This window comes from Aromatoleum sp., assembly GCF_035254505.1.
Lineage (GTDB): Bacteria > Pseudomonadota > Gammaproteobacteria > Burkholderiales > Rhodocyclaceae > Aromatoleum.
Genome location: NZ_DATFAO010000090.1, coordinates 97,113 through 117,495, shown reverse-complemented (window position 1 = coordinate 117,495; position 20,383 = coordinate 97,113). Strand labels below are relative to the sequence as shown.

The window sequence follows — 20,383 nt, the reverse complement described above, 5'->3', positions numbered from 1 at the left end:
AGCCTCGTCGTGTGGGAAGCGCAGTTCGGCGACTTCGTGAACGGCGCCCAGGTCGTCATCGACCAGTTCATCAGCTCGGGCGAAGCGAAGTGGGGCCGTCTCAGCGGCCTCGTCATGATGCTGCCGCACGGCTATGAAGGGCAGGGCCCCGAGCACTCCTCGTGCCGCCCCGAGCGCTTCATCAGCCTCGCCGCCGAGAACAACTGGCAGGTGTGCGTGCCCACCACCCCGGCGCAGGTCTTCCACCTGCTGCGCCGCCAGATCGTGCGCAAGATCCGCAAGCCCCTGATCATCGTCACGCCGAAGTCGCTGCTGCGTCACAAGGAAGCGATCTCGTCGATGGAAGAGCTCTCCAAGGGCACCTTCCAGACCGTGATCCCCGAAGTCGAGGCGCTCGATGCGAAGAAGGTCAAGCGGGTCGTGCTGTGCCAAGGGAAGATCTACTACGAGCTCCTCGCGCACCGTCGCGAGCAGGGCATCAAGGACACGGCGCTGGTCCGCATCGAGCAGATCTACCCCTTCCCGTCGGACGCCTTCGCCGCCGCGATCAACCAATTCCCGAACGCCAAGGAAGTCGTGTGGTGCCAGGAAGAGCCGCGCAACCAGGGCGCGTGGTACTGGCTCGCCTCGCGCCAGCACCTCGTCAATGTGCTCGGCAAGCGCCGCCTGCTGCTGGTCGCGCGGCCCGCCTCCGCCTCGCCCGCGGTCGGCTACTACGCCAAGCACAACGCGCAGCAGAAGGCGGTGATCGAGAACGCCTTCGGGCCGATCCAGGATACGACGCCTCAGTCCCCCAACTGAACGCCGAACCAAAAACTCAAGAACACTGGGAGAAAGTTACATGCTGATCGAAGTCAAAGTGCCGCAACTGTCCGAATCCGTGTCGGAGGCGACGCTCGTATCGTGGCACAAGCAGGAAGGCGAGATGGTCGCGCGCGACGAGAACCTGATCGACATCGAGACCGACAAGGTCGTGCTCGAAACCCCGGCTCCGGCCGCCGGCGTGCTGGTGAAGATCATCAAGACGAGCGGTGACACCGTCACCTCGGGCGAGCTGATCGCGCAGATCGACACCGCTGCCACTGCGGCTGCAGGCGCCGCCGCCGAGGCAGCAGCCGTGATCGCGGCTGCTGCGGCGTCGGCACCCGCTCCCGCTGCTGCCGCGGCCCCGGCCGGCACCGCGAGCCCCGCGGCGCGCAAGATCCTCGAAGAGAAGGGCGTTGCTGCGACGGACGTCGCGGGCTCCGGCCGTGGTGGCCGCGTGACCAAGGAAGATGCGGTCGCCGCCCAGCGTCCGGCCGCTGTCGCGCCGGCACCGGCCGCGCTCGCGCTCACCGGTGAGCGCCCGGAAGAGCGCGTGCCGATGACGCGTCTGCGTCAGCGCATCGCCGAGCGCCTGATCCAGTCGAAGAACGAGAACGCGATCCTCACGACCTTCAACGAAGTGAACATGGCCCCGGTCATGGCGCTTCGCAAGCAGTATGGCGACAAGTTCGAGAAGGCCCACGGCGTGCGCCTCGGCTTCATGGGCTTCTTCGTCAAGGCGGCGGTGGCGGCGCTGAAGAAGTTCCCGATCCTCAACGCCTCGGTCGACGGCACCGACATCATCTATCACGGCTACATCGACATCGGCATCGCGGTCGGTTCGCCCCGAGGCCTCGTCGTACCGATCCTGCGCGACGTGGAGAACATGTCGATCGCCGACATCGAGAAGAAGATCGCCGAGTTCGGCCAGAAGGCCAAGGACGGCAAGCTCTCGCTCGACGAACTCACGGGCGGCACCTTCTCGATCTCCAACGGCGGCGTGTTCGGCTCGATGCTGTCGACGCCGATCATCAACCCGCCGCAGTCGGCCATCCTCGGCATTCACGCCACCAAGGACCGCCCGGTGGTGGAGAACGGCCAGATCGTGATCCGTCCGATCAACTACCTCGCGATGAGCTACGACCACCGCATCATCGACGGTCGCGAAGCGGTGCTCGGCCTCGTCACGATGAAGGAAGCGCTGGAAGATCCGGCGCGGCTGATCCTCGACGTGTAATTCACGCTCTGCGTGGCGGCTTCACCGGACCTCGCGTCCGGGGGGCCGCCGCGTGTCCTTTTTTTCCGGAGTGAACAATGGCTGACAAGCAATTCGACGTACTCGTCATCGGCGGCGGGCCGGGCGGATACGTCGCGGCGATTCGCGCTGCACAACTCGGCTTCAAGACTGCATGCGCCGAATCCAATCCGTATGCGGACCCGAAGGGCGAGCCGCGTCTGGGCGGTACCTGCCTGAACGTGGGCTGCATCCCCTCCAAGGCGCTGCTCCATACCTCGCACCTTTTCGAAGAGGCTGAGCACTCGTTCGAAGGTCAGGGCATCAAGGTCAGCGGTAAGGTGAGCATCGACGTCCCGACGATGATTGGTCGTAAGGACAAGGTGGTCGATCAGCTGACGCAAGGCATCAAGGGCCTGTTCAAGAAGAACAAGGTGACCTTCCTGGCCGGGCACGGTTCGTTCGAAAGCGCGGGCCCCGGCGGCTACGTCGTGAAGGTTGGCAACGAGTCCGTCGAAGCCAAGCACGTGATCATTGCGACGGGCTCGAAGCCCCGTCATCTACCGGGCATCCCGGTCGACAACAAGATCGTCTGCGATAACGTGGGCGCGCTGGATTTCGATTCCGTGCCGAAGAAGCTGGGCGTGATCGGCGCCGGCGTGATCGGTCTGGAAATGGGTTCCGTGTGGCGTCGCCTCGGTTCCGAAGTGACCGTGCTCGAAGCGCTGCCCGACTTCATGCCCTTTGCGGATGCGGACGTCGCGAAGGAAGCGCTGAAGGTCTTTGGCAAGCAAGGGCTGGACATCAAGACGGGCGTCAAGATCGGCGAAACGAAGGTCGGCAAGAACGGCGTCTCCATCGCTTACACCGACAAGGACGGCAAAGAACTCACGCTCGAGTGCGATCGCCTGATCGTCTCCGTCGGCCGTGTGCCCAATACCGATGGCCTCAATGCCGTCGCGGTAGGCCTGAACGTCAATGAGCGCGGTCAGATCCTGGTTGACGGCCATTGTGCGACCAACCTGCCGAACGTGTACGCGGTGGGCGATGTGGTTCGTGGCCCGATGCTCGCGCACAAGGCGATGGAAGAGGCCGTGATGGTTGCCGAAATCATTGCGGGCCAGGCCGGTCACTGCAACCTCGACCTTGTTCCGGGCGTGATCTACACCTCGCCGGAAATCGCATGGGTCGGCAAGACCGAACAGCAGTTGAAGGCCGAAGGTGTTGCCTACCGCGCCGGGAAGATCCCGTTCATGGCCAACGGTCGTGCACTGGGTTCGGGTGACCCGACTGGTTTCGTGAAGATGCTTGCCTGTGCGCAGACGGACCGCATTCTCGGCGTGCACATCATCGGCGCGAACGCTTCGGAGCTGATATCCGAAGCCGTGGTGGCGATGGAGTTCGGCGCTGCGTCAGAAGACCTCGCGCGGATCTGCCACGCTCACCCGACGCTGTCGGAAGTCGTGCACGAGGCCGCGTTGGCGGTCGATAAGCGTCCGCTGCACTTCTGATAGAAGGCTGGTCTCGCGAGGGGCGGTGCGGGATAATCCCGGGCCGCCCCTCATTTCATTTTGAATCTCGCATCAGGCTGTTTCGCATGCCCCATCGTGTCCTGAAAGTCCCGCAGCACGGGATGCTCGAAGCCTACGAGGCCCAACTCAAGGCCCGTGGTTACAAGTCCGATCCCGAGCAGCGTGCCGCCGCACAACGTTTGCAGGAGTTGTACACCGAACTGGTCGGTTTCAAGGCGGCCCGCCGGGGCACTCTGCGCAAGATGTTCACGCGTCCGAGGCTACCGCGCAGTGTGTATTTTTGGGGCGGCGTGGGGCGCGGCAAGAGCTTCCTGATGGACTGCTTCTTCGACGCCGTCCCCTATCAGCGCAAGCGCCGGGTGCACTTCCATGCCTTCATGCAGGAAGTGCAGAACGATCTGAAGAATTTCAACAACGAGCCCGATCCGCTGCAACGGGTGGCCGACCGTGTCGCTCGTGCGACGCGTCTCCTGTGCTTCGACGAGTTCCATGTCTCGGATATCGCCGACGCGATGATTCTCGGGCGCCTGCTCGATGCCTTGTTTGCGCGCGGCGTCATCTTCGTGATGACTTCCAATTACCCGCCGGACGGGCTCTATCCCAACGGGCTGCAGCGGATCAACTTCCTGCCGACGATCGAGATGATCAAGCGGCGCTTCGATGTGTTCGAAGTGGACCACGGAACCGACTATCGGCTGCGTACGCTGGAGAAGATGGAGATCTATCTCGTTCCGGCGGACGCCGGAGCCGAACGTAAGATGCGTCAGGACTTCCGCCGTTTGTCCGGCGCCGACGCGCTGAAAGGCGATATCGAGCTTTTCGAACGCAAGCTGCCCGTCCTGGGACACGCGCCAAGCGTCATCTGGTTCGACTTCGCGACGCTATGCGGCGGCCCGCGTTCCCAGAACGACTATCTCGAAATTGCGCGTGAGCACCATACGGTGCTGTTGTCCGAAATTCCGCGCATGAATGCCGGCAACGCATCGGAAGCACGTCGTTTTACCTGGCTCGTCGACGTACTCTACGACCATCGCGTCAAACTGATTGCGAGTGCGGAGGTCGAAGCTTCGGACTTGTATACCGAAGGCCACAATGCGCACGAGTTCGTCCGTACAGTGAGCCGACTAATGGAGATGCGCAGTCGCGACTATCTTGCCGAAGCCCATCGTGTCGAATAGCTCGCGCGGGATGATTGCCCAGCGCTGTCGTGAATTGCGTGTGGCGGAGAGCGCCGCCTGATGATCGATCTGAAAGAAGCGTTTTCGCCTGAGGGGGCGCTTGCGACCGCGGTGCCGTCCTTCCGTCCTCGCCCGCAGCAGTTTGAAATGGCGGGGCTCATTGCCTTGGCGCTGAAGGAAAATCGCGTGCTGGTCGCGGAGGCGGGTACGGGTACCGGGAAGACCTTCGCCTATCTCGTTCCCGCCTTGCTGTCGGGGGGGAAACTAATCCTGTCGACGGGTACGAAGACGCTGCAGGATCAGTTGTTCAATCGCGATCTGCCCACGGTGCGCAACGCGCTGCGAGTGCCGGTATCGATTGCGCTGCTCAAGGGACGGGCGAACTATGTGTGTCATTACCATCTGGAGCGCAATGCTCGCGATGGCCGTTTCCTCACTGCCCAGGATGCGGCCGACCTGAGGGCGATCACGCGCTTCGCCAAGACTAGTCAGACCGGTGACAAGGCCGAATGCACGGAGGTGCGGGAGGATTCCCCGGCCTGGATTGCTGCGACGTCGACGCGGGACAACTGCCTCGGGCAGGAATGTCCGAACGTGAAGGAGTGCTTCGTGCTTGCGGCACGCCGGGCAGCGATGGACGCGGATGTCGTCGTCGTGAATCATCACCTCTTCTTTGCCGACGTGATGCTGCGTGACGAAGGCATGGGAGAACTACTCCCGTCATGCAATGCCGTGATTTTCGACGAAGCGCATCAGCTGCCGGAAACGGCGAGTCTTTTCTTCGGGGAAAACCTCTCGACAGCCCAGGTTCTGGAGCTCGCGCGCGATACGCGCTCCGAAACACTCGCGGCCGCGCGCGACTGCCGTGACTTGATCGATGCCTCGCGTGCGTTGGAAAAAGCGGCTCGCGATCTGAGACTCGCGTTCGGCGCCGAGTCGGCCCGTCTTTCGGCGCAACAGGCAGCGGCCCTGCCGGAATTCGACAAGACGCTGGTTGCTCTCTCGGCCGAATTCGAGCGCTTCGACAAGGTTCTCGACACCCAGGCCCAGCGTTCGGAGGGCTTGGCCAACTGCTTGCGACGCAGTACCGAGATGCAGGAGCGGCTGGCCAGATGGCAGTCGCCCGAGTCCACCGACTATATCCGCTGGGTCGAGGTCTTTGCGCAATCGGCTGCACTCAACGCAACGCCGCTCCACGTTTCGGGCGTGTTCAAACGTCAGCTCGAAAGTCATCCGCGAGCCTGGATCTTTACGTCGGCGACCTTGGCCGTCGGTCAGGACTTCACCCATTATTGCAACGAACTCGGCTTGTCGTGGCTCGAAGCGCCGCCGATGACTGCGGTGTGGGGAAGTCCCTTCGATTACGGCGAGCAGGCCTTGCTGTACGCGCCTGGGGGAATGCCCGATCCCAATCACGCGGACTACATTGACGCGGTCGCACGCAAGGCGCTCCCGCTGATCCGCGCCGCCCGGGGCAGGGCCTTCGTGCTGTGTACATCCTTACGGGCGATGAAGCGGATCCATGGTCTGATCGTGGATGGGCTCCAGCGGGAAGGCGAAGAACTGCCCGTGCTCTTGCAGGGCGAAGGCTCACGTACTGAATTGCTCGACCGTTTCCGCCGGCTCGGCAATGCCGTACTGGTCGCCAGCCAGAGCTTCTGGGAAGGTGTCGATGTTCCCGGCGACGCGCTCTCGCTGGTCGTTATCGACAAGCTGCCGTTTGCACCCCCCGATGACCCGGTATTGGCAGCACGCGTTGAACATCTGCAGAAGAGCGGGCGCAATCCCTTCATGCACTACCAGCTGCCGCGCACGGTGATCAACATGAAGCAGGGGGCTGGCCGCCTGATCCGCAGCGAACGCGATCGCGGCGTACTATGCATTTGCGATCCCCGGATGATCGAAAAGCCTTACGGCAAAGTCGTGTGGCGCAGTCTGCCGGCGATGCGGAGGACTCGGGCAGAGGCGGATGCGGTCGCGTTCCTTGAAAAATTGCCACCGCCGGCAACCGCCTGAATTCAGGTATATCGATCCGTAGTGAGGCCATGACGCCAGGCAACCATAGCGAATGTGATCCCCTGCTGCGCACAGCGGACGAAGGCGATTGCCACGAGATCGCTGAGCGGCTCAACCGCGGCTGCCAGTGCATATCGCTCGACCACGAGCGCCTGCGCGCCGAACTGGAACGAGATCCGCGGGACGGCGCTCTTTTGGCAACGATTAACGCGACGCGGCCTCATCTCTTCGCCGATTCGGTCGTCTTCGTTGCGGCGCCACAGTTTGAGCGGATCGCGGAGATCGTCGCTGCGGTGGAGCGTGTGGTGGCGACTGCGGCTTGGCAGGCGGCGGTTCTCGAATCTGCGCCTGCGAACGCCCGCATTCATTCCGCGGCAGCGGGAGCCTTCCTCGGATACGATTTCCATCTTTCTCCGGAAGGGCCACGGCTGATCGAGATCAACACGAACGCAGGCGGTGGATTGCTCAACGTTGCCTTGGCGCGGGCCCAGCGCGCCTGCTGTGCAGAGGTCGAGCCACTACGAGCAATGGTATCGGAGGGCAGCCCGTCGGATCCCGAGCGCGCGTTTATCGAGATGTTCCGCGAAGAGTGGCGCGCAATGCGTGGAGACGCGCCCTTGCGGACGATTGCGATCGTCGATCAGGAGCCGCAGTCGCAGTACCTGCTGCCCGAGTTCCTGTTATTTCAACGGCTTTTCGAGCGCTGCGGCTGTGCAGCTTATATTTGCGACCCGACTGCATTGCGTTTCGAAGGGGGGCGATTGAGGCTGGATGGGCAGGAAATCGATCTGGTCTACAACCGACTCACCGATTTCGACCTCGATGAGCCCCAAAGTGCCGCGCTTGCGGCCGCGTGGCGCGAACAGGCCGCCGTTATCACGCCTCACCCGCGAGCGCACGCGCTATTCGCCGACAAGCGCAACCTCGTTCTTCTCGGCGACGACGCGTTCCTGGAAGGGTGCGGGATCGATTCCAGGACCCGGGCGATCCTGACTGAAGGCGTTCCCCAGACGCGCAAGGTTCGTCCTGAAGATGCGGAGACGCTCTGGCGAGAGCGCCGAGAGCTCTTCTTCAAACCCGCCACCGGCTTTGGTAGCCGTGCCGCTTACCGGGGCGACAAGCTCACGCGAAGCACGTTCGAGTCGATCCTCGCTGGCGATTACATCGCCCAGCGCTTGGTGCCTCCCAGTGCTCGACGACTGAGCGTCAGCGGAGAGCCGACCGACCTCAAGATGGATCTGCGTGTGTACGCCTACCGTGGACAAGTCCAGTTCGCCGCAGCGCGTTTGTACCGCGGTCAGACGACGAATTTCCGCACGCCGGGCGGCGGTTTCGCGGCCGTCGTTGCACTCCCTTGCGCGCAGCCATAGGCGCTGTTGTATCCTGTCTTATCTGACCCTCAAGTTTCAGCCACAGATGATCGTATTCGGAATCGCCGGCTGGTCCGGTTCGGGAAAGACCACCCTCATCGAAAAACTCATCCCGGAAATTTGCGGGCGTGGACTGTCGGTATCCGTGATCAAGCATGCGCATCACGGCTTCGACCTCGACCGGCCGGGCAAGGATTCATACAGACATCGCGAAGCCGGGGCCAGCCAAGTGTTGATGCTGTCCGGTGAACGCTGGGTCTTGATGCACGAGCTGCGCGGTGCGCCCGAGCCGACACTGGACGAGCAGTTGCGCCTGCTGTCGCCGTGCGACGTGGTGCTGATCGAAGGCTTCAAGGCGGCGCCCGTTCCGAAGCTCGAGGTGCACCGTCCATCGAATGGCAAGACACCGCTCTGGCAGGAAAATCCGCATATCGTCGCGGTCGCCAGCGATGTCGAGATCGAATGTCCGCTTACACGCTTCGCGCTGGACGACGTGGTTGCGATCGCCGATTACATTCTCAATTACTCCCCTCGCCATGAACAACGACATGCTTTCGTTTGACGACGCCCTGGCGAAGCTGCTGGCGCATGTGCGTCCGGTGCCGGATGTCGAGATGGCCGATACGATCGTCACGCAGGGCAGGGTCCTGGCGTCCGATCTGCGGTCGCCGATTTCGGTCCCCGCGCTCGACACGTCGATGATGGACGGCTACGCCCTGCGTATCGCCGACGTCCCTGCTTCCGGAACCACGCTTCCGGTGTCGCAACGGATCCCGGCGGGCAGCGTCGGTCATGCGCTGCAGCCCGGCACAGCGGCGCGCATCTTTACCGGGGCGCCATTGCCTGCCGACGCGGATGCCGTCGTGATGCAGGAGCTTTGCGAACTTGCGGACGGCCGCGTAACGATCAATCAGGTGCCGCGCGCCGGGGAAGCGTTGCGGCGCGCGGGTAGCGAAATTACGGCCGGCGACGTGATTCTGCAGGCCGGGACCCGCCTGCGGGCGCAGGAAATCGGACTTGCCGCGTCGGTCGGAATCGCCCAAATTCCGGTGTTCCGACGCGTTCGTGTCGCGCTCTTTTCAACCGGCAGCGAACTCGTGATGCCCGGCGAACCCCTTCCGCCCGGGGGCGTCTATAACTCCAACCGTTTTCAGCTGCGGGTGCTGCTCGAACAACTGGGCTGCCTCGTGACCGACTTCGGCATCGTGCCCGACCGGCTTGATGCAACCCGCGCCGCCTTGCGCGAAGCTTCCGACGGGCATGATCTCATCGTGACCAGCGGTGGCGTATCGGTGGGCGAGGAAGACCACGTCAAGCCGGCCGTGGAAGCTGAAGGCTCTCTCGACCTGTGGAAGATTGCCATGAAGCCGGGCAAGCCGCTCGCATACGGACGTGTCGGCGCCGCCTCGTTCATCGGTTTGCCGGGAAATCCCGTTTCCAGTTTCGTGACCTTCCTGCTGATGGTCAGGCCGTTCATTCTGGCGTTGCAAGGTGCCAAGGATTGTCGGCCGCGCGCGCTGACGCTGATTGCAGATTTCGACTGGAAGAAGCCTGATCGACGGCGCGAATTTCTGCGTGCCCGGACGAACGAAAGCGGGGGCGTGGAAATCTATGAAAACCAGGGCGCAGCTGCGCTATCGTCGATCGTGTGGGCGAACGGTCTCGTCGACGTGCCGGCGGATACGCCGATCATGCGCGGCCAAGCCGTGCGTTTTCTGCCATATGGCGAGCTGCAGGACTGACACATGACAGTACGGATTCTCTATTTTGCAGCGCTGCGCGATGCCGTCGGTTGTGCACAGGAAAGCTTCACTTTGCCTTCGGGAGTTTCGACGGTAGGCGAACTGAGAACTTTTCTCGCCGATCGCGGCGAGGGCTGGAGGGCCCTCGAAGAAGGCCGCAATGTCAGGGCTGCCCGCAACCAGCGCATGGCTGCGCCGTCGGATCCGGTGATGCCCGGCGACGAGATCGCCTTCTTCCCGCCCGTGACCGGAGGTTAGTGATGTCGGTGAGCGTTCAGGAGTCCGACTTCGACGTCGGGGCCGAAATTGCGGCCTTGTCGGAAGATCGCCGCGAGGTCGGCGCGGTCGCGAGCTTTGTGGGCTTGGTGCGGGACATCAGCGAAGGTTCGACCGTCGCGGCGATGACCCTGGAGCATTATCCCGGCATGACCGAGCAGGCTCTCGAGGAAATCGTGGCCGAGGCGCGATCGCGCTGGTCGCTTCACGCCGTGCGCGTGATTCACCGCTATGGGCGTCTCGAACCGGGAGACCGCATCGTCTTTGTCGGCGTTGCCGGGGCTCACCGCGGCGAGTCTTTTGCCGCATGCGAATTCATCATGGACTATCTGAAGACCCGCGCCCCGTTCTGGAAGAAAGAAGAAACACCGGACGGTGCGCGTTGGGTGGATGCACGCGATAGCGACGACAGCGCGGCCCAGCGCTGGGAGACCCGGTAGACGCGGTAGTGCGACTGCGGCGGAGCAAAAAATTACGGCGCCCTCAAGCGCCGTAATTCATTTGAGCAGTCCGCGAGGGCCTACTTCTTGCCCTTGCCGCCTTGCTGCGTAAACATCTGGAACGCCTCGGCCGAAGCGCGAGTCATTTGATCAAAGGCTGCGCGGGTCGTGTCCATGGCGGATTGGATCGCCGTCATCGCGTTCTGGTCGGTAATCGGCATGCCCGAGAACATCTTCTGCATGGCTTCGAACACGTCCTTGCCGCCGCTCGAAAGCTGTTCGCCAACCAGTTTGCCGAGTTCGGTCTGAGCTCGCGTGGTCAGTTCGGCCAGTTCACGGGCGCATCCCAGCATCTTTTCAGCAGTGCTCTGGGCGTATTGCGAACGCAGGTTCAGGAGTTCGTTGGGATCCGTGGCAGACGATTGTGCCTTGGCGTTCTCGACGCCTTCTTCGAACAGGCTCTTCGCGGTTGCAACCTGCAGTTCCATGATGCGCTGAGAATTCTCGATCGACATCTGCGCAAGACGCATGGCCGCTTCGAAATTTTTCTTCTGGAGTTCGTTGAACTGATCTTGCTTGCTTGCCATTTTCTTCCTCCGAGAGCTCTCGTTGATGCCGCTTTGCACACGGGAGTCCCGTCGTGCAGCGTTTAATTGTCACAACATAGCACATTGGCGTTACTTCCGGTGCCACGCTCAGGTGCATCCATATATTTCAACACGAATGCTGCAATGCAGCAATATCTCCGGGAGCGGTATCACGAGGAAAGCTTCGTTTTGTTGCCCATAATGAGGATCGAGTAGTTTTCGGGACTCCTGTTGAATTGTTCCCTGGCGTCCCCATCTTCGCGCTAGCCCTCCACTACAAGGATCTCCCCTATGCGCTTCGACAAGCTCACTACAAAATTCCAGCAGGCCTTGTCCGATGCCCAAAGCATCGCTGTCGGCAACGACCAGCAATTCATCGAACCGGCCCACCTTTTGCTCGCCATGCTCGCACAGGACGATGGCGGTACCGTGTCGTTGCTGCAGCGTGCCGGCGTCAATGTGCCGCCGTTGAAGGTATCGCTCGACAAGCTGCTTGCGCGGCTGCCGAAAGTCGAAGGCCATGGCGGCGAGGTGCAGATCGGACGGGACTTGTCGAATATTCTGAACCTCGCCGATCGCGAGGCCCAGAAGCGCGGCGACCAGTTCATCGCGAGCGAAATGTTCCTGCTCGCGCTGGCCGACGACAAGGGAGACACGGGACGGAGCCTGAAGGAGCACGGCCTTTCGCGGAAGGCGCTGGAAGCTGCCATCGAGGCGGTGAGGGGTGGGGCAGGAGTGGCAAGCCAGGATGCTGAAGGGCAGCGTGAAGCTCTGACCAAATACTGCATCGATCTTACGGAGCGCGCCCGTGCTGGAAAGCTCGATCCGGTCATCGGACGAGACGATGAAATCAGGCGGGCGATCCAGATTTTGCAGCGCCGTACAAAGAACAACCCCGTCCTCATCGGCGAACCGGGCGTCGGCAAGACGGCGATCGTGGAGGGCTTGGCTCAGCGCATCGTCAATGCTGAAGTGCCGGAGACCCTCAAGGGCAAGCGCGTGCTGTCGCTGGATATGGCGGCCCTGCTCGCGGGTGCCAAGTACCGGGGCGAGTTCGAGGAGCGTCTGAAGACGGTATTGAAGGAGATCGCGCAGGAAGAAGGGCAGATCATCGTCTTCATCGACGAAATCCATACGATGGTTGGAGCGGGCAAGGCCGAAGGGGCGATCGACGCCGGCAACATGCTCAAGCCGGCGCTCTCTCGCGGCGAACTGCACTGTATCGGTGCTACGACCCTCGACGAGTACCGTAAGTACATCGAAAAGGATGCGGCCCTGGAGCGGCGCTTCCAGAAGGTGCTCGTCGACGAGCCGACGGTGGAGTCGACGATTGCCATCCTGCGCGGGCTGCAGGAAAAGTACGAACTGCACCACGGCGTCGACATTACCGACCCGGCGATTGTCGCCGCCGCGGAGCTTTCCCATCGCTATATCACCGATCGCTTCTTGCCCGACAAGGCGATCGACCTGATCGACGAAGCCGCCGCCCGGATCAAGATGGAAATCGATTCGAAACCCGAATCGATGGACAAGCTCGAACGGCGCCTTATCCAGCTCAAGATCGAACAGGAAGCCGTCAAGAGGGAAACCGACGAGGCTTCGCAGAAGCGCCTGCTGTTGATCCGTGACGAGATCGACAAGCTGGAACGGGAATACGCCAATCTCGACGAGATCTGGCGCTCCGAGAAAGCGAGCGTCCAGGGCAGCCAGCACATCAAGGAAGAAATCGACAAGCTGCGCGCGCAGATGGCCGAAATGCAGCGCAAGGGACAGTACGACAAGCTCGCCGAGTTGCAGTATGGCAAGTTGCCGCAACTCGAGGCGCAGCTCAAGGCGGCCGAAGAGGCCGGCGGTGGCGAGCGCAAGTTCAAACTGCTTCGGACCCAGGTCGGAACGGAGGAAATTGCGGAAGTCGTGTCGCGCGCGACCGGCATTCCGGTCAGCAAAATGATGCAGGGCGAGCGCGAGAAATTGCTGAAGATGGAAGGGTACTTGCATTCGCGCGTCGTGGGTCAGGACGAAGCGGTGCGCCTCGTGTCCGATGCGATTCGACGTTCCCGCGCAGGCTTGTCCGATGAGAACCGTCCTTACGGTTCCTTCCTCTTCCTCGGGCCGACGGGCGTCGGCAAGACCGAGCTCTGCAAGACGCTCGCCGAATTCCTGTTCGATTCGGAAGATCATCTCATCCGTATCGACATGAGCGAATTCATGGAGAAGCATTCCGTGGCGCGGCTGATCGGAGCGCCGCCGGGATATGTCGGTTACGAGGAGGGCGGCTACCTGACCGAGCAGGTGCGGCGTAAACCCTATTCGGTCATCCTCTTCGACGAGGTCGAAAAGGCCCATCCGGATGTCTTCAACGTCCTCCTGCAGGTGCTCGACGACGGACGCATGACCGACGGGCAGGGGCGTACCGTCGACTTCAAGAATACCGTCATCGTGATGACGTCGAACCTCGGAAGCCAGATGATTCAACAGATGGCGGGCGACGACTACCAGGTGATCAAGCTCGCCGTCATGGCCGAGGTCAAGACTTTCTTCCGGCCGGAGTTCGTGAACCGGATCGACGAAGTGGTCGTGTTCCATGCGCTCGACGAAAAGCATATCGCCAGCATTGCACGCATCCAGCTGCAATACTTGGAACGTCGCCTCGCACGACTCGACATGTCGCTGGAAGTCACCGACGCCGCCTTGGCCGAGCTGGCCACAGCCGGGTTCGATCCCATCTTCGGTGCCCGTCCGCTCAAGCGTGCGATCCAGGAACACATCGAGAATCCGCTCGCGAGGGCGATTCTCGAAGGGCAATTCGCAGCGAAGGACAAGGTCCTTGTCGATGCTCCCGGGGGGCGGGTCACGTTCGCCAAGGCGTGATGTCTTGAAAGGGCAGAGCGCAGCCCGAGGGCTGCTGCTCTGTCGGTCCCATGAAGCTCGGGCGCTGCTGCCGGACGCCGGCGGCCGCGCCCATGACGGTCTCGCACACTTCGTCGTTCTTTTGGTATCCCGAGTTTGGCCTTGGCCGGCCGGCAGTGCGATAATCCGGCCCTTATGTCTGCGATGGAAATCGCATGACGTCTTTACAGGGTCTTCTCGGATAACACGATGCTGGAATCAGTTCGCAATAACAAGCGCGTAGCGCAGATCATCCTCGCAGCGCTGATCGTGCCTTTCGCATTCTTCGGGTTGGATTCGTACTTCAAGGGCGGTCCGGGCGGCATGGAGGTGGCGACGGTCGGAAAGTCGAAGATTTCCGTCGGAGAATTCGAGCAGGCCTTGCGTGAGCAGCAGGATCGGCTGCGGCAGTCCATGGGCGGCGAAGTCGATCGGGCGATGCTCGAGTCGGAGCCGATGCGGCGCGCGGTCGTTGAAAATCTGGTCAATCAGCGGCTGCTGCTGTTGTATACGGCAGACAAGCGACTCGGCGTGACACCGCAGGCCTTGCAGCAGATGATCTCCGGCATTGAGGCCTTTCAGCAGGACGGGCGCTTCTCGCTGGAGCGGTATGAGGCCGCGATTCGTGCGCAAGGGATGACGCCGCAGGTGTTCGAGGCTCGTCTGGCGCAGGATCTGCGGATCCAGCAGGTGGCTCAAGCGGTCGGCGAATCGGCGTTTCCGTCGCTGGTTTCGGCGCAGCGTTTTCTGAAGTCGCAGCTCGAAGAGCGGACGGTGAGCGAGATGCGTTTCCCGGTCGCTCGCTTCGCGGATGAGGTGAAGCTGGCCGAAGGCGCGGCGAAGAAGTTCTACGACGAGAATCCTCAACGTTTCGAGCGTCCTGCGCGCTTGCGCGCCGAGTACGTGGTGTTCAACCAGGACGCGCTGCTCTCGAAGACGACGGTTTCGGACGATGCGGCCCGGGCCTTCTACAAGGCGAACGCCGAGCGTTTCAGCCAGCCGGAAGAGCGCAATGCGCGGCATATCCTGATTGCCGTCGCCGCCGATGCTCCCCCGGAGGCGGTGGCTAAAGCCAAGGCGAAGGCTGAAGGAATCCTCGCTCAAGTGCGCGAGAACCCCAAACGTTTTGCCGAACTGGCCAAGGCGGAGTCGCAGGACCCGGGCTCGGCGAGCCGCGGCGGCGATCTGGGAGCATTTGGCCGCGGGACGATGGTGAAACCCTTCGAGGATGCGGCGTTCAGCCAGGCGAAAGGGCAGATCAGCGATCTGGTGCGTTCCGATTTTGGCTTCCACATCATCGAAGTGACCGATATCAAGCCGTCGCACGCCCGTCCGTTCGAAGAAGTGAAGTCCGAGATCGTCGAGGAGCTCAAGCGCCAGGAAGCGAACAAGCGCTTTGCCGAACAGGCTGAGATGTTTGCGAATACGGTGTACGAGCAGTCCGACAGTCTGAAGCCGGTGGCCGATGCGCTGAAGTTGGAGGTCCACAAGACCGACTGGATCACCCGCCAAGGTGGCGCACTCGGCGAGTACAAGAACGACAAGCTGTTGAACGCCCTCTTCGGTGACGAGGCAGTCAAGCACGGCCGTAACGTCGAAGCCGTCGAAGTGACGCGCGGCACCTTGGTGTCGGCGCGTGTCGCCGAATTCCAGGACGCTCAGCGTCTGCCGTTCGAAGAGGTGAAGGCGTCGATCGAGAAGCAACTGCGGGCCGACGAGGCTGCACGGCTTGCCGGTGAGCGTGGTGAGGCCGCGCTGGCGGCGTTGCGCAAGGGCGAGGCGGTCAGCGGTGAGTGGACCACCGCCCAGACAGTACAGCGGGGCAAGCCGACACTGCCGCCGACGGCGATGGCGGCGATTTTCGGTGCCGAGACGGCGAAGCTGCCTTCTTATGCCGGTGCTGCCTCGGCCGATGGCGGCTACGTGGTCTATCGCATCGAGAGCGTGAATCGTCCCGATGTGGCGAAGGACGACAAGCGCGTGAAGGCGCTCGCGGGCCAGTATCAGCGTCTGATCGCCGAACGCGACTTCAGTGCCTTCCTGACCTCGCTGCGCGATCGTTACAAGGTCGAAATCAACTCCGCCGCGCTGCGTCCGCAGCAGCCGTAAGCGGAACGGGCTGCCGCCGGCGCACCGCGCGGTGGCAGCACAAAAACAAAGCCCGGCAATGCCGGGCTTTTCTTTTTTGCTGCGTCGCTTCGGACTTACTGTTGCGGCTCTGCGTTGCCGAGGGCCGTCGTATTGAAGCCGCCGTCGACATACATGACTTCGCCGGTCATGCCGCTAGCGAGGTCGGAGCACAGGAAGGCGGCGGCGTTGCCGACTTCGTCGATCGTGACGTTGCGGCGCAGCGGGGCGTTGTGTTCGTTGAAGGAGAGGAGCTTGCTGAAGCTGCCGATGCCGGAGGCGGCAAGGGTCTTGATCGGGCCGGCGGAGATGGCGTTGACGCGGGTGCCTTCAGGGCCGAGGCAGACCGCCAGGTAACGCACGGACGCTTCGAGACTTGCCTTGGCGAGGCCCATGATGTTGTAGTTGGGCATCGTGCGCACTGCCCCGAGGTAGGACAAGGTCAGCATCGCGCCGTTGCGGCCCTTCATCAGCGGGCGCGCGGCCTTGGCGAGCAGCGGGAAGCTGGCGGCGCTGATTTCCTGGGAGATGCGGAAGGCGTCGCGCGAGAAGCCATCGAGGAAGTCGCCTTCGAGCGCGTCGCTGGGGGCGAAGGCGATAGAGTGGACGAGGCCGTCGAGACCATCCCATTTCTGCGCCAGTTGTTCGAACAGAGCGGTGATTTCCGCGTCATTCTGCACGTCGCAGGCGAAAATCAGTTCGGACCCGAACTCGGCGGCCATCTTGGCGACGCGCTCCTGAAAGCGCTCGTTCTGGTAGGTGAAGGCGAGTTCCGCGCCTTCACGATGCATGGCCTTTGCAATGCCGTAGGAAATCGAGCGGTTGCTGAGCAAGCCCGTGATCAGAATGCGTTTCCCTGCGAGAAAGCCCATTTTGGGTGAAGCTCCGTCTTGAAGATCGGCGGATTATATCCGATGGGGTCCGTGACGCGGTGGCTTGGTGTTGGGTGGGGACGTTTCGGGGTCAATCTTGTCGTGTCGGAAATGCTTCGCCTGGCGCGCAGCATTGAACGGCCGGGGGCAGGTAGAATCGCCAGTCATGTTTCGGCGCGCGCTTTCCTTCCTCTTCGTCGGCGTTCTGCTATCGGGCTGTGGCCCGGTCTGGAACGATCCTTATCCGGCGGCCGAGCGTGGGCAGAACATCCTTTATTCGGCCTTTACCGATCGGCCGAAGCACCTCGATCCCGTGCAGTCCTATAGCGAAGACGAGGCGACATTTCTCTATCAGATCTATGAGCCTCCGCTTCAGTATGACTATCTGAAGCGACCCTATACGCTGATTCCAGACAGTGCGGTCGAGATGCCGCGAGTGCGCCGCTATGACGCATCCGGCGCGCTGTTGCCCGACGATGCTTCCGCGGAGCGCGTGGCACGTAGCGTGTATGAAGTGAGGATACGTCCGGGAGTGATGTATCAGCCTCATCCGGCCCTCGCGAAGCGCGAGGACGGTAGCCCGCGCTATCTCGACCTGAGCGGCGCCGATCTGCGAGGGGTGCGCGGCGTCTCCGATTTCCGTGAAACGGGAACGCGCGAACTCGAAGCCGGGGATTTCGTGTATCAGATGAAGAGGCTTGCGCATCCTCGCCTGCATTCGCCGATCTTTGAACTGATCGCCGAGTACCTCCCAGGACTGAAGACGCTGCAGCAGCAACTCGCCGAGGAGGCGAAGAGCAATTCCGGCTGGATCGACCTGAATCGCTTCGATCTGCCCGGCGTCGAAGTCGTCGATCGCTATACGTATCGAATCACGCTCAAAGGGGCGTATCCGCAGTTCCTGTACTGGCTCTCGATGCCGTTCTTCGCGCCGGTGCCACCGGAGGCCGACCGCTTCTTCGGTCAGCCCGGGATGGCGGAGCGCAATCTGACGCTCGATTGGTGGCCCATCGGAACCGGGCCGTACATGCTGGTCGAGAACAATCCCAATGCGCGGATGGTGCTCGCCCGCAACCCGAATTTCCGCGGGGAGCCGTACCCGTGCGACGGGAGTCCCGCTGATCGTGAGGCGGGTTTGCTCGAGGATTGCGGCAAGCCGATGCCCTTCGTCGACAAGGTCGTGTTTTCGCGCGAGCGCGAGGGGATTCCGTACTGGAACAAGTTTTTGCAGGGGTATTACGACGCGTCGGGGGTGTCGTCCGATAACTTCGACCAGGCGGTGACGATGACCAGCCAGGGCGAGGTGATGCTCTCCGACGACATGCGGGCCCAAGGGATTCAGCTGTTGACGTCGGTCTCGCCGTCGGTGTTCTATCTCGGCTTCAACATGCTCGACAGCGTGGTCGGGGGCGGGGACAGCGCCGAGGGAAAGGCGCGCGCGCGCAAGCTCAGGCAGGCGATTTCCGTGGCCCTCGACATCGACGAATTCGTGTCGATCTTCATGAATGGTCGGGGGGTGACGGCGATGAGTCCGATTCCGCCGGGGATCTTTGGTGCACGTGAGGGGGAGGCTGGTATCAACCCCGTCGTGTACGAGTGGCGTGATGGGCATCCGGTGCGGCGCGGTATCGAGACTGCGAAGAGATTGCTCGCCGAGGCGGGTTATCCGAACGGACGTGACGCGAAGACCGGCGAGCCGCTGATCATCAATCTCGACACGACGCCGGGCGGACTCGGCGACAAGGCGCGTTCGGACTGGCTGGCGAAGCAATTTCGCGAACTGGGCATCCAGTTCGTGGTTCGGGCAACCGACTACAACCGCTTCCAGGACAAGATCCGCAACGGCAGCGCGCAGCTCTTCTTCTTCGGCTGGAATGCCGACTATCCCGATCCGGAGAACATGCTGTTCCTGCTCCACGGCGCGCAGGCGAAGGTCAAGGAGTCGGGGCAGAACGCCGCCAACTACATCAATCCCGAGTACGACCGCCTCTTCGAGCAGATGAAGAGCATGCCGGACGGGCCGGCGCGGCAGCAGGTGATCGACCGGATGGTGGCTATCCTGCAGCACGATGCGCCCTGGGTGTTCGGTTTCCATCCTAAAGCCTATTCGTTGCAGCACGGGTGGGTGCTGAACCGGAAGGCGGGTTCGATGGTGCGCAACACCTTGAAGTACCAACGCATCGATCTGGCAAAGCGCGATGCGGCGCGGGCGGCCTGGAATCGTCCCGTCGTCTGGCCGATGGCGCTTGTCGCGCTGCTGCTTGCGGCGATCATTGCGCCGGCGGCGGTGCATTTCCGGCGCCGCGAACGCGCGACTGCGATGGCGGGAGGACGCTGATGTTTGCCTATATCGTCCGCCGGCTGTTGCTCGCGGGGCCGATCTTGATCGGTGTGAACGTGCTGACCTTCGCGTTGTTCTTCGTGGTGAATTCGCCCGACGACATGGCTCGGATGCAACTGGGCGTGAAGCGCGTGACGCCGGAGGCGATCGAGCGCTGGAAGGCCGAGCGGGGCTACGACAAGCCCTTGTTTTTCAATGTGCAGGCGGCTGGAGCGGAGCGCGTCACCGACACGATCTTCTTCCGCAAGTCCTTGCGCATGTTCGCGTTCGACTTCGGTCGATCCGACGATGGACGCAACATCGGGCAGGAGATCCGCGATCGCATGGGGCCGTCGCTCGCTTTGGCCCTGCCGACGTTCGTGCTGGGACTTTTCGTTTCAGTGTCGTTCGCACTGATGCTCGTGTTCTTCCGCGCGACCTACCTGGATTTCTGGGGCGTCGTGCAATGCGTGGCGATGATGTCGATTTCAAGTCTGTTCTACATCATCGGGGGGCAGTGGCTGGTATCGAAGGTCTGGGCGCTGGTGCCGATTTCGGGCTACGCGCCGGGCCTGGATGCGATGCGCTTCCTGGCCTTGCCGGTCGCGATCAGTGTCCTCGCCGGGGTCGGGTCGAACGCTCGCTGGTATCGCACGATCTTTCTCGAGGAAATTTCGAAGGACTATGTGCGTACGGCGCGGGCGAAGGGATTGTCCGAGTTGGTGGTGCTGTTCCGGCACGTGCTGAAGAACGCGATGATTCCGATTCTGACCGGGGTGGTGGTCGTAATTCCGCTGCTTTTCATGGGAAGTCTCGTGGTGGAGTCCTTCTTCGGCATTCCCGGTCTGGGGAGCTATACGATCGATGCGATCAATGCGCAGGATTTCGCAGTCGTGCGCGCGATGGTGTTCATCGGCTCGGTGCTTTACATGGTCGGCCTGTTGCTGACGGACATCTCCTATACGCTGGTCGATCCGCGGGTGAGGCTGGAGTAGC

Annotated in this window: 15 protein-coding genes and 1 pseudogene; 14 read left to right on the top strand and 2 right to left on the bottom strand. The window is 62.2% G+C overall.

Annotated elements, in window-relative coordinates; translation table 11 throughout:
* From sucA to moaE, 10 genes and pseudogenes are all read left to right on the top strand, one after another.
* Positions 1 to 801: pseudogene (gene sucA, locus VJ673_RS18720) on the top strand (2-oxoglutarate dehydrogenase E1 component); the annotation flags it as partial.
* Positions 802 to 841: 40 nt separating this feature from the next.
* Positions 842 to 2,041 (top strand): 2-oxoglutarate dehydrogenase complex dihydrolipoyllysine-residue succinyltransferase, encoded by a 1,200-nt coding sequence (odhB, locus tag VJ673_RS18715; RefSeq protein ID WP_324127682.1) that lies wholly within the window; start codon positions 842 to 844, stop codon positions 2,039 to 2,041.
* A 77-nt stretch (positions 2,042 to 2,118) separates the two neighbouring features.
* Positions 2,119 to 3,549, top strand: a complete 1,431-nt coding sequence (gene lpdA / locus VJ673_RS18710) for a dihydrolipoyl dehydrogenase (RefSeq protein WP_324127681.1) — start codon at positions 2,119 to 2,121, stop codon at positions 3,547 to 3,549.
* 86 nt (positions 3,550 to 3,635) lie between these two features.
* Positions 3,636 to 4,748, top strand: coding sequence for a cell division protein ZapE (gene zapE, locus VJ673_RS18705; protein ID WP_324127680.1), 1,113 nt, complete (start codon positions 3,636 to 3,638; stop codon positions 4,746 to 4,748).
* Between the two features lie 60 nt (positions 4,749 to 4,808).
* Positions 4,809 to 6,764, top strand: coding sequence for a DNA repair helicase YoaA (yoaA, locus tag VJ673_RS18700; protein ID WP_324127679.1), 1,956 nt, complete (start codon positions 4,809 to 4,811; stop codon positions 6,762 to 6,764).
* Between the two features lie 29 nt (positions 6,765 to 6,793).
* Positions 6,794 to 8,134: a hypothetical protein gene (locus VJ673_RS18695; protein WP_324127678.1), complete on the top strand. Its 1,341-nt coding sequence runs from the start codon at positions 6,794 to 6,796 to the stop codon at positions 8,132 to 8,134.
* Positions 8,135 to 8,180: 46 nt separating this feature from the next.
* Complete coding sequence (gene mobB / locus VJ673_RS18690) at positions 8,181 to 8,696, top strand: molybdopterin-guanine dinucleotide biosynthesis protein B (protein WP_324127677.1); 516 nt, start codon at positions 8,181 to 8,183, stop codon at positions 8,694 to 8,696.
* Positions 8,671 to 9,876 carry a molybdopterin molybdotransferase MoeA gene (locus tag VJ673_RS18685; protein WP_324127676.1) on the top strand — a complete coding sequence of 402 codons (1,206 nt, stop codon included), beginning with the start codon at positions 8,671 to 8,673 and terminating at the stop codon, positions 9,874 to 9,876. The genes mobB and VJ673_RS18685 overlap by 26 nt, the downstream gene beginning before the upstream one ends.
* A 3-nt stretch (positions 9,877 to 9,879) precedes the next feature.
* Positions 9,880 to 10,134, top strand: coding sequence for a molybdopterin converting factor subunit 1 (moaD, locus tag VJ673_RS18680; RefSeq protein ID WP_324127675.1), 255 nt, complete (start codon positions 9,880 to 9,882; stop codon positions 10,132 to 10,134).
* Positions 10,135 to 10,136: 2 nt separating this feature from the next.
* The gene (gene moaE / locus VJ673_RS18675; RefSeq protein ID WP_324127684.1) at positions 10,137 to 10,592 is read left to right on the top strand and encodes a molybdopterin synthase catalytic subunit MoaE; all 456 of its coding nucleotides are present in this window, start codon (positions 10,137 to 10,139) and stop codon (positions 10,590 to 10,592) included.
* Positions 10,593 to 10,672: 80 nt separating this feature from the next.
* Here the strand turns inward: moaE and VJ673_RS18670 are convergent, their stop codons facing one another.
* Positions 10,673 to 11,179: a phasin family protein gene (locus VJ673_RS18670; RefSeq protein ID WP_324127674.1), complete on the bottom strand. Its 507-nt coding sequence runs from the start codon at positions 11,177 to 11,179 to the stop codon at positions 10,673 to 10,675.
* A 291-nt stretch (positions 11,180 to 11,470) separates the two neighbouring features.
* On the opposite strand from VJ673_RS18670, the gene clpB reads away from it, so the two are divergent.
* Positions 11,471 to 14,050: an ATP-dependent chaperone ClpB gene (gene clpB, locus VJ673_RS18665; protein WP_324127673.1), complete on the top strand. Its 2,580-nt coding sequence runs from the start codon at positions 11,471 to 11,473 to the stop codon at positions 14,048 to 14,050.
* 228 nt (positions 14,051 to 14,278) lie between these two features.
* Positions 14,279 to 16,177 carry a SurA N-terminal domain-containing protein gene (locus VJ673_RS18660; RefSeq protein WP_324127672.1) on the top strand — a complete coding sequence of 633 codons (1,899 nt, stop codon included), beginning with the start codon at positions 14,279 to 14,281 and terminating at the stop codon, positions 16,175 to 16,177.
* Positions 16,178 to 16,272: 95 nt separating this feature from the next.
* Here VJ673_RS18660 and VJ673_RS18655 read toward each other — a convergent pair whose 3' ends face one another.
* The gene (locus VJ673_RS18655) at positions 16,273 to 17,067 is read right to left on the bottom strand and encodes an enoyl-ACP reductase FabI (protein ID WP_324127671.1); all 795 of its coding nucleotides are present in this window, start codon (positions 17,065 to 17,067) and stop codon (positions 16,273 to 16,275) included.
* A gap of 166 nt (positions 17,068 to 17,233) precedes the next feature.
* Here VJ673_RS18655 and VJ673_RS18650 point away from each other — a divergent pair, with 166 nt between their 5' ends.
* Together VJ673_RS18650 and VJ673_RS18645 are read left to right on the top strand one after the other, a co-directional pair.
* Entirely contained in the window at positions 17,234 to 19,405 is a 2,172-nt protein-coding gene (locus VJ673_RS18650) for an ABC transporter substrate-binding protein (RefSeq protein WP_324127670.1), read from the top strand.
* Complete coding sequence (locus tag VJ673_RS18645) at positions 19,405 to 20,382, top strand: ABC transporter permease (protein WP_324127669.1); 978 nt, start codon at positions 19,405 to 19,407, stop codon at positions 20,380 to 20,382. Before VJ673_RS18650 ends, VJ673_RS18645 begins: the two co-directional genes overlap by 1 nt.
* Position 20,383 lies beyond the last annotated feature (1 nt).